This is a genomic window from Aromatoleum diolicum (genome assembly GCF_012910955.1).
GTDB classification, from domain to species: Bacteria; Pseudomonadota; Gammaproteobacteria; order Burkholderiales; family Rhodocyclaceae; genus Aromatoleum; species Aromatoleum diolicum.
This window is the reverse complement of sequence record NZ_WTVQ01000017.1, coordinates 13,396-26,855: the sequence shown is the minus strand read 5'-3', so window position 1 is coordinate 26,855 and position 13,460 is coordinate 13,396. Positions and strand designations below refer to the sequence as shown.

Below are 13,460 nucleotides of genomic sequence, written 5' to 3'. Positions count from 1 at the left end.
GGACGATGGCGCCGCCTCATGCGAATCGGCCGCGGCAAGAATGCGTGTTGCTTTTTGTGCGCCCCCGCCGGGAGGGGCGTGCAGCGTTTTCGGTTAAGCTTTTCGGATGAGCGTGACACTCGACTACCGCTTCGTCGCCGGGGCCGCGGATGTGCGGCCCGGTGGCGCATTGCAGCTGCAGAATCCGCTGCTGGCGATGCTTGATGCGATTCACGCGCAGGGCTCGATCGGCAAGGCTGCGACGCAGCTCAACTTGTCCTATCGTCACCTCTGGGGCGAGCTGAAACGGCACGAGGCGGCCTTCGGCCAGGCGCTGATCACTGGCGGCCAGGGGCGCGCGGCGCAGCTGTCGGCTTTCGGCGAACGCCTGCTGTGGGCCGAGAAGCGCATCCTCGCGCGCCTGCTGCCGCAGGCCGAGAGCCTCGCCGGCCAGATCGACCGCGAATTGCTGCTGGCGGTCGATCCGGGGCTGCAGTTGTTGCCGACCTGCGCCAGTCACGATCTGCTGTTTGGTGCGCTGCGCGAGGCGCTGTTGCGCGACGCGCGGGTGCTGCTCGATGTCGAATACGTCGGCAGCACGCAGGCGCTCGAACGCCTCAACGCCGGCGCCTGCGCACTTGCCGGCATCCACCTGCCGCTCGACGACGAGCACCTGTGCCGGCGCGGTTCGCGCATCCATGCCGCGCTCGGGCGCGAACTGCGTCTCGGCACGCACAAGCTGATCCGCGTCGCGCGCCGCGAGCAGGGCCTGATGGTCGCCGCCGGCAACCCGCTCGGGCTGAGCACGCTGAACGACCTCGCCCGACCCGGCGTCGTGTTCGTCAATCGGCTGCAGGGCTCCGGCACGCGGCTGATTTTCGACGAACTGCTGGTGCGCGCGGGCGTCTGGTCGGCCGACATCGCCGGCTATGCAAGCGGGGAGCACACCCATCTGTCGGTCGCGGCGAATGTCGCCGCCGGTGCGGCGAACTGCGGCTTCGGCCTGCGTGCCGCGGCCGATCGTTTCGGACTCGGCTTCGTGCCCCTCGCGCACGAGCAGTATTTCCTCGTGTGTATCAAGGACGTGCTGGAAACGCCGGCGATGCAGGCGGTGCTGGCCGCGCTGCGCGGCGCGGCCTTCCGCCGGCAGGCCGCGGCCGTGCCGGGCTACGACGCCGAAGCCGCGGGCGAGATCGTGTCGCTGCGGCGCACGCTGCCCTGGTACAAGTAGAACGACCGGTGCAGCCTGCCAATGAGGCCGCCGCAGTCCCCGGAAAGTGTCGAAGGCACGGCTTATGGGCGTGCTTCTTCATCCCCACCATGCTGCCAGGTATTTCGTAATGCTCGTCGCTCGCGCTCTTCCTGAGCTCCGTCCGTTCGTCGGTCTTGCCACGTTGCCGGGCGTGACGGTATCGATGCCGCTGGCGACTTTCTCGCAGGCGCCCTTCGGGACGAGTGCCCGGGCCCCGGCATCATTAGGGCTGGGCGCGCGAGCCCGCCCCGCGCCCCGTGCGCTCTTCACGTTCTGCACGGGCGCGCTGTCGCCGGAGACCCTGGCGGGTGTCGCGGTGATCGTGCCGCGGGCGGCCGCGTCGCAGCTGCCCTTGGTGACGAGTACCAGGACTTCGCCGTTGTTGGCGCCCGGCGCTCGCGCCCTTCCGGCGCCGTGCGCGCTGTCCGGGGCGGCAAACGCTGATCCGGCCAGCGTTGCAACCGTTGCGGCCGCAATGGCCAGCAGTGTCATTTCGAGTTTCATGGGGCTATCCTCGCAGTGCATGTGATCCGGTCACTTCCATGCCTTCGAGTACGCACCGCATAACGGCTTCGGTTCACGTGCAGGCACGATGCCAATGTACGTGCCGCCAGCACATTCACATATCGGGGATGCTCCCTGATTTGCGCTAGTGGAATCCCCTATTCAGATGAAATGCCCGTTCGCTCATTCGCTGTCGAGCCATTGAACCGCGAAGCGCACCAGATCGGGGCCGTTCGGCAGGTGCAGCTTCTCCTTGAGATTGGCGCGGTGGGCTTCGATGGTCTTGATGCTGCGGCTGAGCTTTTCAGCGATCTGCCGGGTGCCGAAGCCGAGTCCGATCAGGTGCAGGACTTCGAACTCGCGCTCGGTCAGGCTGGCGATCGGGCCGCTGGGGGCTTTGCTGGGCCCGACCAGCCGCTGGGCGATGCGCTCGTGCATGGCCTCGCTGAGATAGATATTGCCGGCCAGCACCTGGCGGATGGCCGCGAGGATATGCGCGGTGACCTCGAGCTTCATCAGGTAACCGTTGGCGCCGGCGCGCAGCACGCGTTCGGCGAACAGGCCTTCATCGTGCATGCTCATCACCAGGATCGGCAGTTCCGGATAGCGGTGGCGCAGCGTTTTCACGAGTTCCAGTCCCGAGTCGCCCTGCAGTGTCATGTCGACGATCGCCATGTCGGGCCTGTACGCCTGCATCGTGGCCAGGGCTTCCCGGGCGTTGCCGGCTTCGTAGCAGAGGTCGAGGTCGTCCTGAAGATTGAGAAACTTGGCCATGCCCTCGCGGATGATCGGGTGGTCATCGACCATCAGGATGCGGCGGCGGGCGGCCGGAGGAATTGCGTCGTTCATGATGCGCTTGCCTCCGCTACGGGGTAACTGATGGCGACCGTCGTACCGCCGTGCGCATTCCGGTCGATGGCGCACGACCCCCCGAGCAGGTTCGCGCGGTGGCGCATGTTGTGCAGTCCCAGCCCCTCGCTGCGGTCGGCCGATGCCGGATCGATCCCGATGCCGTCATCGCTGACCGAGAGCGTCAGCATGCCATCGCTGCAGCTCAGGTCGATCCAGATGTGGCGGGCCTGGCTGTATTTCAGTGCGTTGTTGATCGCTTCCTGGGCGATCCGATAGAGATTGATGACGACGAGCGAATCGCGGAGCTGCAGTTCCGGCGCGCTACGCAGGACACAGTCGATCTTCTTGAGCGAATGCGTGCTCTCCGCCAGATTTCTGAGTGCTGCGACGAGCCCCGCGGATTCCAGGGCGGCCGGGTAGAGACCTCGGGCAATCGCCTGGATCATGGCGACGGCCTGTTTCACCAGGGTCACGATGCGTTCCGCGTCGCAGGCCTCCGGATGTCCCTGGGCCCTGAGCTTGTGCTCCAGGGTTGCACCGTAGAGTCCGATGCTGGTCAGGTGTTGTCCGAGTCCGTCATGCAATTCCCGGCCGGTGGCCTTCAGCTGTTCGTCGCCGACCCGCACCAGTTTGCGTTCGAGGCGCCTGCGCGCGGTCATTTCCTCGCGCAGTTCGGCATTCGTCCTGGCCAGACTGGCGGTGCGTTCCCGGACGCGTCGTTCGAGCTCGGCGTGCGACGCTCTGAGTTCGGTCTGGGCGCGCTGTGTCTCGGCATGCGAGGCGACGAGCAGGAGCCCGGTGACAGCCAGCAGATTGACGAAGGTGCTCCAGCGCACCAGGCTGTCGACCGGCGAGTCCGCCGCAAGTGGGCCGGTTCCCCCGGTCGTTCCCCAGATCGCCACGATGGAAACCGCCAGGATGGCGAGGCTGGCTCCCCAGTGATCGAAGCGCAGGGCTGCCCAGATGATGAAGGGCACGATCGCGAGCGCTGCCGGGTAGTAGCCGTGCCCCGCGAGTTCGGGGGCGCCGAAGATCAGGTAGCTGACGCAGCCGAGGGCTGCGACCAGCCCGGCCGCCTCGACGGCCTTGCGCGTCGATGCGATCGGGTGCGGGTGGCTGAGCCAGACCAGCAGCGGCGGGGCCACGACGAGCACGCCGATCATGTCTCCCAGCCACCATTTCAACCATGCCGAGGCGAACCCGGGGAGTGGTACAAGGCCGCCCGCCACCAGGGACGTCACGCCGACGAAGGCGCTGATGGTCGTGCCAAGGATGGCGGCGAGCAGGATCAGGGCCAGGACATCCCGCGTGCGATTCAGGGCGATCTGAAACCGGGCCTGATGTTGCAGGAGGTGCGCGGCGGCCAGGGCTGCGAGTGTGGCCCCGGTGGCAATGCCCGCCGCAGCCGGTAGCGGGACGTCTGCCGACACGTTGGCCAGAAACGAGCCCGCGGCGATGCCGGGAGACACGCGCTTGCCGAAGGCCAGCACTGCCACCAATGCGATCCCGCTGGGCGGCCAGACCAGCGATATTGCGCCGCCGACAACGGCGTAGACCAGACCGATTTTTGCGCTGGCGAAATACAGGAGCGCCAGGCACGCCGAATCCAGGCAGGCGCGACAGCGGGTTCGGCTTGGTTCGGCAACCATGTGCGGGCCTCATCTCGACGACTGTGCTGGATACAAGCACGCAGCGTGGCGTGGTGACGGCCCACATGACGGGGCGCGCCGCGTTTAGCTTGTGTTGCTATGCAGCATAGAGGCTTGGGGGCGAGACTGGCAACAATCACGCGTTGCGCTATCAAGAAATTCCTCATCCCGGCTGTCGCCGGGGGGCGAGACGTTCGGGGCTCTCCGATCAGGCGAGTGTCGGGCAGGCGTCGTCGACCGATTCGGGACGCGCGTCGGCGGCGATCAGACGCACGCCGTTCCGGCGCGCGGTGACGTCGGCGAGGATCGCGAGCGCGATTTCGGGCGGGGTGCGGCTGCCCAGCGGCAGGCCGACCGGGCCGAGCAGGCGGTCGACGTCGGCATCGGTGAGGTCGAAGAGTTTCAGCCGTTCGCGCCGCCGTTCACTGTTCGCGCGCGAGCCGATCGCACCGATGTAGAAGGCGTTGGTCTTCAGTGCGTCGATCAGCGCGAGGTCGTCGAGCTTGGGGTCGTGCGTCGCGCCGATGATCACGGTGCGGCGGTCGGGGCGCAGTGCGATCACCGCGTCGTCGGGCATCTCGATCGTCACACTGGCGCCCGGCACGGCCCAGCTTTCGCGATACTCCTCGCGCGGTTCGCTGATCGTCACCTGGTAGTCGAGCGCCAGCGCGAACTCGGCGAGGTAGCGCGACAGCTGGCCGGCGCCGATGATCAGCATGCGCCAGCGCGGGCCGAAAGCCGCCACCAGCGTGCGGCCGTCGAACACCACCGCGCTGTCGGGAACATCGGCCAGCAGATCGACCGCTCCGCTCGCGAGATCGAGGCGGCGCGCGACCATTTCGCCGCGCTCGATGCCGGCGAGCACCTCGGCGAGGCGGTTGTCGGCCCCTACCGGTTCGAGCACCAATTCAAGCTTGCCGCCGCAGGGCAGGCCGAAGCGGCGCGTCTGCTCGGCGGTGATGCCGTAGGTGACGTGCTCGGGCCGCTTGGGGCGTTCGTTGCGCAGGCGGTCGAGCAGGTCGTCCTCGATGCAGCCGCCGGACACCGAGCCGACGAGGCGACCGTCGCCGGCGATCGCGAGCAGCGCGCCTTCGGGGCGCGGCGACGAACCCCAGGTCCGTACGACCGTCGCGAGCGTGACCGGCACGCCGGCCGCAGACCACGCGACCGCCTGACGCAGTACTTCGAGATTGACGCTGTCCATGTCAGCTCCCTTCGTCCCACAGCCGGCGCACCAGGCGCTTGGCGAGCACCGGCGTCGCGCGGCGACGGTAGGGCACGCTCACGAGCGTCGTTTCCATCGGCTGGATGCCGCGCTTGATGTGGCGTTCCGCTGTAGCCAAGGCCGCATCGTCGAGCGGCTTGCCGGCGAGTTCGTCGAGGCCCGCGATGAATTCCGGGCGCGACGACACGCCGGTGCAGGCGATGCGCAGTTCGCCGATTGTGTCGCCGTCGCGCCGCAAGGCGACTGCGACACCGGTCAGCGGAAAGTCGATCGCGCCGCGCACGCGCAGCTTCTCGTAGGTGCTGACCCAGCCATTGGCGAGCGGCATCGTTACTGCCAGCAGCAGTTCGTCGGGCCCGAGCGCGAGCCAGCGCATACCGTCATCGACATAGAACTCCGCGAGCGGCAGGCGGCGGACGCCCTGCGGGCCGAGGATCTCGACGTCGGCGCCGAGCGCCAGCAGTGCCGGCGCGACGTCGCCGCTGAAGGCCGCGTAGCAGCGGCTCGACTTCGGCGCGACGCGGCAGACGTCGCCAGCGAGCTTCATGCAGTACTGGTTGGCCTGGCGCCAATGCTCACTCTGGTTGAAATACTGGCAGCGCGTCTCGAGGCACAGGTTGCCGCCGAGCGTCGCCGCGTTGCGGTGCGTCGGCCCGGCGACCGCCAGCGCGGCCTGGGCGAGCGCGGGCAGGCGGGCAAGCACGGTGGCGTCGGCGGCGAGGGTTGCGAGCGTGACGCGGGCACCGATGCGCAGGACGTCGCCCGTGTGCTGCACTTCGCGCATTTCGCCGATGCCGGCCAGGTCAATGACGACTTCGGCGCCGACAAGGCCGCGGCGCATGTTCGGCAGCAGATCGGTGCCGCCGGCGATGAAGCGGCTCGCCGGGTGCGCGCCGCGCAGGCGCACCGCCTCGGCGGCGCTCGCCGGACTCAGCAGACGGAATTCGGACAGGGCACCCATCATGCTTCTCCTTTCGCCGTTGTGGCCATATTCGCCGGCGCAGCGGTGCCGACGCGGGGTTTGCGGTTGAGTGCGTTGAACACGCGGTCAGGGGTGAAGGGCAGCGCCCGGATGCGCGTGCCGGTGGCGTCCTCGACCGCCGCGGCGAGCGCCGACATGAAGCCCGACAGCGGGCCTTCGCTCGCCTCCTTGGCGCCGAACGGGCCGTTCGGGTCGATGCTCTCGACGATATGCACCTCGATGTCGGGCGATTCGACGATCGTCGGCACGCGGTAGTCGAGCAGGTTCGCGGCCTTGTGGCGGCCGTTCTCGTACACCGTTTCCTCCGACAGCGCCTGCCCCATGCCCATCCACACCGCGCCCTGCACTTGGCCTTCGACCGACATCGGGTTGAGCGCGAAGCCGCAGTCGATCGCCACCCACACCTTGTCGATCGTGACCTTGCCGAGTTCGGTGTCGACGCTGACCTCGACGGCCTGAGCGGCGTAGGAGAAGCCCATCGTCGAGCCGACCGCCCCGCCGCGCTGCTTGCCGCCCTGGAACTCGGGCGGGCAGGTGAAGGTGCCTTTCGCGGTGATCGTGCCGGTCGCGACCAGCGCCTCCTCGACGACCTCGGCGAACGGAATCTGGCGTGCGGGATCGCCTGCGACGGCCGCCGCTTCGCCCAGCCAGTCGACCTCGGCCTCGCTGATTTCGAGTCGCTTCGCCGCTGCGGTGACGAGCACGCGCTTGAGGTTCTCGGCCGCATCGAGCGCCGCGTTGCCGACCATGAAGGTCACCCGCGACGAGTACGATCCGTTGTCCTTCGGCGTGATCGCCGAGTCGGTAGCGATCAGGCGGATGCGCGAGTAGTCGATGCCCAGCACCTCGGCGACGACCTGCGTGATGATCGTCGAGGAGCCCTGGCCGATGTCGGAGGCGCCGGTCAGGATCGTCACGCTGGCGTCGAAGTCGACCTTCAGCACGATCACCGCGTGCGGTTCGCCCGACCAATGCACCGGTTTTGCCGAACCGCTGACGAAGTGCGAACACGCGACGCCGAGGCCGCGCTTGATCGGACCATCGCCGGCGAGCTTGCCGCGCCGCTCGCGCCAGCCGCTCGCCTGTTCGACCCAGTCGATACACTCGGGCAGACCGTAACTCATCACTTTCAGGCCGTTGATCGTGTCGGTCGGCGCCTTGAGCAGGTTCTTGCGGCGGACTTCGATCGGATCGAGGCCGAGTTCGGCGGCCATCGTGTCGAGTAGCGATTCGAACGCGAAGCGTGCATTGACCGTGCCGTGGCCGCGCATCGCCCCGCAGGCCGGGGTGTTCGAATACACGCGATAGCCGTCGTATTTCACTGCCGGAAGGTCGTACAGCCCGTTGAGCAGTGCGCCGGCGTAGAGGATCGTCACGAGCCCGTAGCCGCCGTAAGCGCCGCCGCGCTGCACCATCTCGGTCTGACAGGCAGTGAGGCGGCCGTCGCGCGTCAGGCCCAGCTTCATGCGAATGTGGGTCTCGGGGCGGCCCCGGTGCGTGAGGAAGGCTTCCTCGCGCGTCTGCAGCAGGCGCACCGTGCCGCGCGCAGCGCGGGCGAGCAGGGCGCAGATGATCTCGAAATTGAGGGCTTCGACGCGGTGGCCGAAGCCGCCGCCGACGTAGGGCTTGATGACACGGATATGCGCCGCTTCCATCCTCATGCAGCGCGCGAGCGTCAGATGTACATAATACGGGACCTGCGTCACCGACCACAGCGTCAGGTGGCCGCGCTCGGTGTCCCAAGTCGCGAGCGCCGCGTTCGGCTCCATCATCGCGTGATGGACTTCGGCGCATTCGTAGCTTTCCTCCCGGACCAGATCGGCGGCTGCAAAGCCCGCTGCGACGTCGCCGAACTCGTTATGCACCTCGCGCTCGATGTTGCCCGGCTTGTTGTCGTGCAGCAGCATCGCGTCGGGCTTGCGCGCGTCTGACGCGCTGAAATAGGCGGGCAGTTCGCGTACTTTCACGCGGATCAGCGCGAGGGCCGCGTCGGCGGTCGCTTCGTCCACCGCCGCGACCGCGGCGATCGGGTCGCCGTGGTAGCGCACGCGGCCACGCGCGAGCGGAAATTCGTTCTGCGCGATGGGGATCACGCCGTAGGGCATGTCGCACGCGTCGCCGGTGATCACTGCGCGCACGCCCGGCAGCTTCTGCGCCTCGCTGATATCGATTTCGAGGAGCTCGGCGTGCGCCCAGGCGCTGCGCAGGATCTTCCCGACCAGCGCGCCGACGGCCGGAAGGTCGGCGGTGTAGCGGGCCGCGCCGGTGACCTTCTCGACCCCATCGACCAGGGGCAGGCGGGCACCGACGCCGCGCGGCTCGCCGGTGGTTCGTTCAAGGCGCGGCAGGGGGCGGTCCGGGGCGTTCATGCCGACACCTCGTCGCAAGCTGCCGCCGCCTCGACCGACTCGACGATCTTCACGTAGCCGGTGCAGCGGCACAGGTTGCCGGCGAGCGCGGCGCGGATCTCGTCGCGCGAGGGCTGCGGATTGCGCCGCAGCAGCGCCTCGGCCGCCATGATCATGCCGGGGGTGCAGAAGCCGCACTGGCTACCCAGGTGCTCGTGGAAGGCGCGTTGCAGCCGCGACAGGTTGCCCTCGGTGCTCAGGCCCTCGATCGTCTCGATGCGGCGCCCGGCGACGCTGTGCGCCAGCGTGCTGCACGCGAGCCGCGGCTGGCCGTCGACGAGGACCGTACACGCGCCGCACTCGCCGCCGTCGCAGCCCTGTTTGGTGCCGGTCAGGCCCAGTGTGTCGCGCAGGTAGTCGAGCAACAGCGCATTCTCGGCGACCGCGTCTTCGCGCAGCCGGCCATTCACCGAAAGTCTCAGCAGGGTCTTCACATCGCCTCCTCTTGTGGATCGCCGCTGCCATGGCCGGCAAGGTCGATCCGCCAACATAGTTTGACGTCAAACAATTTAACGTGAAGCGATGCTAGCACCGTTCGAGGTGTTGGGAAATATGAATGTCAGTGCATACGCCATAATCGCCCGGCGGGGCGAAACGTCATGACTCAAGCGCGATTGACGCGTGCGCGCCGACGCGCCGCAGGCCCGTTGCTGCAACAAATCACGGCGGTTTTTGCCCGCCGGGCGCGCATGGATTTCTGGTCGCGAAAAAAACGCCCCGGCTGTCGGGCAGGCGGGGCGGAGCGCGGGGTTCCCGGGCGCGAGTGCGCCTTGCAGTGTTCAGTGCCCCGCGTGGCCGTGATGCGAAGTCTGCAGATGGCTCGCGACGTGGCCGTGCACCGGCTTCACCAGCGTCTGTGGCAGCAGCGAGCCGGCCAGCATGCCGATGATGCCGGCCAGCATGCCGGCGAAGTGGGGCGGCACGTCGGCTTCGGGTGCGACGATCTCGAGCAGCACCCACACGACCAGTCCGAGCAGGATCGACGCCAGCGCGCCCTGCGTGCTCGCGCGCTTCCAGTACAGGCCAAAGGCAAGCGGCACGAAGGCGGTCGCGAGGGTGACCTTGTAAGCGTTTTCGACCATGCCGTGGATGCTCTCTTCGGTGTTCATCGCATACCAGGTGATCAACAGCGCGAAGGCAACGACGACGCTGCGCGTAAGCCACAGGAAGCTGTGGTCCTTCATCCTGGGGAAGGTGCCGCGCAGGATGTTCTCGGAGAAAGTCACCGAAGGCGCCAGCAGCGTGCCGGACGCGGTGCTCATGATTGCCGACAGCAGTGCGCCGAAGAACATCACCTGCGCGAACAGCGGCGTGTGCGTGAGGATGAGCTGTGGCAGGATCTGTTGGCTGTCGCTGTCCTGGTACTCCGCGACCAGTTCGGGGTCGATCAGTGCGGCCGAGTAGGCGATGAACAGGGGCACGAAGGCGAAGACGAAGTAGCCCGAGCCGCCGAGCAGGGTCCCGCGCACGGCAATCTTTTCGTTGCGCGCGGAGTTCAGCCGCTGGAATACGTCCTGCTGGGGAATCGAGCCGAAGCCCATGGTCAGGATGCCGGCAAGGAATGCGATGATGTCCTTGGCCTCGAATGCGGGCAGGAAGTTGAATTTCCCGGCCTCGCTGGCATGATTCAACACCATGCCGACGCCGCCGGCCATGTCGCCGACCAGCCAGGCGATGTAGAACAGGCCGATGATGATGACGATCATCTGCATGAAGTCGGTCAGCGCCACCGACCACATGCCGCCGAACAGCGTGTAGATGAGCACCACCGCGGCGCCGATCATCATGCCGGCCTCGTTCGAGATCGCGCCATCGGTGAGTATATTGAACACCAGGCCCAATGCGGTGATCTGGGCTGCGACCCAGCCGAGGTAGGAGATCACGATCGCGAGCGAGCACAGCACTTCGACGGTGCGACCGTAGCGCGTGCGGTAATAGTCGCCCAGCGTCAGCAGGTTCATGCGGTACAGCGGACGTGCAAAGAACAGGCCGACAAGGATCAGGCACAGCGATGCGCCGAAGGGGTCGGACCACAGGCCGCGCAGGCCTTCGTCGATGAAGGTCGCGGAGATGCCGAGCACCGTCTCCGAGCCGAACCAGGTCGCGAACACCGTGGCGGTAACGATGTACAGCGGCAAGTGGCGACCGGCCGCCACGTAGTCGGTAGTGGTCTTGACCTTGGTGGCGGCGTACAGGCCGACGCCGATCGAGACGAGAAGATAAGCGATGACGAAGCCGATCAACATGCTTGGGCCTTTCCGCGGGAGCGCGTTGGGTGGAGTGAATTCAGGGGGCGAAGTTTAGCAATGAATGCCGCCGCGCGGGGAGCGTGAACCCCGCGCGCGGCATGGTGTTGACGCACCTTTGTGGTGCGGCATTGCGGGCGTGCCGCGGTGCGGCAACTGGCGTGCGCCTCAGGGCTGCAGCGGCCCGCTCGCGTGGCGTCGGCAGGCGGCGCCGAGCGTGTCGATGACGACATCGGCGGCGTGGTCGAGCTCCGCCTCGGTGATCACCAGCGGCGGCGCGAAACGGATCACCGTGTGGTGCGTGTCCTTGGTGGCGATGCCGTGCGCGAGCAGCAGTTCGGCGGCGGTGCTTGCGTGCAGCACCGCGGGATCGAGTTCGACCCCGATCAGCAGGCCGCGGCCGCGTACCGCACGTATGCAGGGCAGGTGCGCTTCGCTTAGTTTCTTCATCAGGCGCTCGCCGAGGCGTGCGGCACGCTCCCACGGACGGGTTTCTTCCAGCAGGTCGAGCACTTCCAGCGCCACCGCGGCACTGAGCGGATTACCGCCGAAAGTCGAGCCGTGGTCGCCGGGGTGGAAGACGTCCATTACCGCCGCGTCGGCGAGGAAGGCCGACACCGGCAGCAGCCCCCCGCCGAGCGCCTTGCCGAGGATCAGCCCGTCCGGATGCACGCCGTCGTGGTCGCAGGCGAGTAGCCGCCCGGTGCGCCCGAGGCCGGTCTGGATCTCGTCGACGATCAACAGGACGTTGTGGCGCCGGCAGATCTCGGCGCAACGCGCGAGGTAACCGGCCGGTGGCACGATGATGCCGCCTTCACCCTGGATCGCTTCGACCAGAAAGGCCGCGGTGTCCGGCGTGATCGCCGCTTCCAGCGCCGCGGTGTCGCCATACGGTACGCGCTTGAAGCCTGCCGGGAAGGGGCCGAAGCCGTCGCGGTACTGCGCTTCCGACGACATGCCGACGATGGTGATCGAGCGGCCGTGGAAATTGCCTTCGCAGGCGATGATTTCGGCCTTTTCGCCGGCCACACCCTTGATCTTGTAGGCCCATTTGCGCGCCGCCTTGAGGGCCGTCTCGACCGCTTCGAGTCCGGTATTCACCGGCAGCACGCGATCGTAGCCGAACAGTCCGCTCAGACGCTCCAGCAGCAGCGGCAGGCGGTCGTTGGAATACGCACGCGAGGTCAGCGCAAGCCGCTGCGCCTGGTCGTTCAGCGCGCGCAGCAGGCGCGGGTGGGCGTGGCCGAAGCTGACCGCCGAATAGGCGCTCATCATGTCGAGGTAACGCCGGCCTTCGACATCCCACAGCCACACGCCCTGGCCGCGATGGAACACGACCGGCAGTGGTGCGTAGTTGTGCGCGCCGAAGTGGCGTTCCTTCGCCCGCAAGGGATAGGTGCCCGGCCCCAGCGCCGCGCCGGCAAGGTTCGCGACCCACGCGGCGCCCGTGCCGGCGGGGTCGAGATGCGGCAGGTATTCGACGATTTCCAGCGCGACAAAGTCGCCGCAGGCGCGCAGCGCAAGCAGTGCGTTGCACAGATCCTCCGGCGCGATGCCGTCCGCTTCCGGGCAGGTGGTGGCGGGGAAGTCCTGCGGGTCGAGCGCGTCGAGGTCGATGCTGACACCGAAGGCCACGCTGCACCGGCGCACCACGCTCAGCGCGTCGCAGAACACCGCCGCCATGCCGCGTTCGCGGACTTCGGCCATGTCGAAGATGCGCAGCCCGAGGCGCTGCAGACGCTCCCGTTCTTCCGGCTCCCAGGCGCGTGCGCCGATGATGCAGACGTTGGCGGGATTCAGCGGCGGGCCGCTCACCCCGGTCAGGGCCGGGTTGCCTTCGCCGAGTAGTGCCGCCAGCGGCATGCCGTGGATATTGCCGGAATGGGTGCTGTGGTCGGTGTGGCTGTCCAGATGCGCGTCGATCCAGATCAGGCCGAGTTCGCCGCGCGCCGCGACGCGGCTCGCCACGCCGCGCCAGGTGCCGATGCCGACCGCGTGGTCACCGCCGATGATGAAGGGAAAAGCCTCGGGCGCCAGCGCGGTGAGATGATCGGCCACGCGCTGCGCGACATCGCCGACGGCGGCCAGGCGTTCATGCATCGGCGCCCCGGCGTGCGGCACCTGCAGGGGCGTCACGGTTTCGTGCCAGCTTGCGGCAATGCCGAGGCCGCGCAGTCGATGCAGCAGTTCGCCGTGTTCGAGCGCGGCGGGGCCGGCGTCGGGGCCCGCAGCGGGGGCGCCGAGCGCCGAAGCGACGCCGATGATGCGCACGTCGGTGCGCGCGGCTCCATGTGCCGGGACATGAAGCGGGGCCGAGTGAGTCATGACCATCCTCCCTGCCCGCAGAGGCTGCGGACGAATAG

10 protein-coding genes are annotated in these 13,460 nt (G+C 67.8%); 1 reads left to right on the top strand and 9 read right to left on the bottom strand.

Annotated features, from left to right (window positions below; all coding sequences use genetic code 11):
• Positions 1 to 106: 106 nt before the first annotated feature.
• Positions 107 to 1,210 (top strand): substrate-binding domain-containing protein, encoded by a 1,104-nt coding sequence (locus GPA25_RS11535; RefSeq protein ID WP_169260537.1) that lies wholly within the window; start codon positions 107 to 109, stop codon positions 1,208 to 1,210.
• 78 nt (positions 1,211 to 1,288) lie between these two features.
• Here the strand turns inward: GPA25_RS11535 and GPA25_RS11530 are convergent, their stop codons facing one another.
• From GPA25_RS11530 to rocD, 9 genes are all read right to left on the bottom strand, one after another.
• Positions 1,289 to 1,735 (bottom strand): hypothetical protein, encoded by a 447-nt coding sequence (locus tag GPA25_RS11530; RefSeq protein WP_169260536.1) that lies wholly within the window; start codon positions 1,733 to 1,735, stop codon positions 1,289 to 1,291.
• 183 nt (positions 1,736 to 1,918) lie between these two features.
• Positions 1,919 to 2,584, bottom strand: a complete 666-nt coding sequence (locus tag GPA25_RS11525; RefSeq protein WP_169260535.1) for a response regulator — start codon at positions 2,582 to 2,584, stop codon at positions 1,919 to 1,921.
• Positions 2,581 to 4,236, bottom strand: coding sequence for a sensor histidine kinase (locus GPA25_RS11520; protein WP_169260534.1), 1,656 nt, complete (start codon positions 4,234 to 4,236; stop codon positions 2,581 to 2,583). The genes GPA25_RS11525 and GPA25_RS11520 overlap by 4 nt, the downstream gene beginning before the upstream one ends.
• Before the next feature lie 208 nt (positions 4,237 to 4,444).
• Complete coding sequence (locus tag GPA25_RS11515; RefSeq protein WP_169260533.1) at positions 4,445 to 5,440, bottom strand: XdhC family protein; 996 nt, start codon at positions 5,438 to 5,440, stop codon at positions 4,445 to 4,447.
• Between the two features lies 1 nt (position 5,441).
• Positions 5,442 to 6,422 carry a 4-hydroxybenzoyl-CoA reductase subunit beta gene (gene hcrB / locus GPA25_RS11510; RefSeq protein ID WP_169260532.1) on the bottom strand — a complete coding sequence of 327 codons (981 nt, stop codon included), beginning with the start codon at positions 6,420 to 6,422 and terminating at the stop codon, positions 5,442 to 5,444.
• Positions 6,422 to 8,812, bottom strand: coding sequence for a 4-hydroxybenzoyl-CoA reductase subunit alpha (gene hcrA, locus GPA25_RS11505; RefSeq protein WP_169260531.1), 2,391 nt, complete (start codon positions 8,810 to 8,812; stop codon positions 6,422 to 6,424). The genes hcrB and hcrA overlap by 1 nt, the downstream gene beginning before the upstream one ends.
• Positions 8,809 to 9,285 carry a 4-hydroxybenzoyl-CoA reductase subunit gamma gene (hcrC, locus tag GPA25_RS11500; protein ID WP_169260530.1) on the bottom strand — a complete coding sequence of 159 codons (477 nt, stop codon included), beginning with the start codon at positions 9,283 to 9,285 and terminating at the stop codon, positions 8,809 to 8,811. Before hcrC ends, hcrA begins: the two co-directional genes overlap by 4 nt.
• A 345-nt stretch (positions 9,286 to 9,630) precedes the next feature.
• Positions 9,631 to 11,097, bottom strand: a complete 1,467-nt coding sequence (locus GPA25_RS11495) for a high affinity choline transporter 1 (protein ID WP_169260529.1) — start codon at positions 11,095 to 11,097, stop codon at positions 9,631 to 9,633.
• A 168-nt stretch (positions 11,098 to 11,265) separates the two neighbouring features.
• Complete coding sequence (rocD, locus tag GPA25_RS24215) at positions 11,266 to 13,422, bottom strand: ornithine--oxo-acid transaminase (RefSeq protein ID WP_169260528.1); 2,157 nt, start codon at positions 13,420 to 13,422, stop codon at positions 11,266 to 11,268.
• Positions 13,423 to 13,460 lie beyond the last annotated feature (38 nt).

Bases quoted from the DNA above. Each gene is read 5' to 3' on its own strand.
- GPA25_RS11535 (WP_169260537.1), top strand. From the start codon at position 107: ATGAGCGTGACACTCGACTACCGCTTCGTCGCCGGGGCCGCGGATGTG.
- GPA25_RS11530 (WP_169260536.1), bottom strand. From the start codon at position 1,735: ATGAAACTCGAAATGACACTGCTGGCCATTGCGGCCGCAACGGTTGCA.
- GPA25_RS11525 (WP_169260535.1), bottom strand. From the start codon at position 2,584: ATGAACGACGCAATTCCTCCGGCCGCCCGCCGCCGCATCCTGATGGTC.
- GPA25_RS11520 (WP_169260534.1), bottom strand. From the start codon at position 4,236: ATGGTTGCCGAACCAAGCCGAACCCGCTGTCGCGCCTGCCTGGATTCG.
- GPA25_RS11515 (WP_169260533.1), bottom strand. From the start codon at position 5,440: ATGGACAGCGTCAATCTCGAAGTACTGCGTCAGGCGGTCGCGTGGTCT.
- hcrB (WP_169260532.1), bottom strand. From the start codon at position 6,422: ATGGGTGCCCTGTCCGAATTCCGTCTGCTGAGTCCGGCGAGCGCCGCC.
- hcrA (WP_169260531.1), bottom strand. From the start codon at position 8,812: ATGAACGCCCCGGACCGCCCCCTGCCGCGCCTTGAACGAACCACCGGC.
- GPA25_RS11495 (WP_169260529.1), bottom strand. From the start codon at position 11,097: ATGTTGATCGGCTTCGTCATCGCTTATCTTCTCGTCTCGATCGGCGTC.
- rocD (WP_169260528.1), bottom strand. From the start codon at position 13,422: ATGACTCACTCGGCCCCGCTTCATGTCCCGGCACATGGAGCCGCGCGC.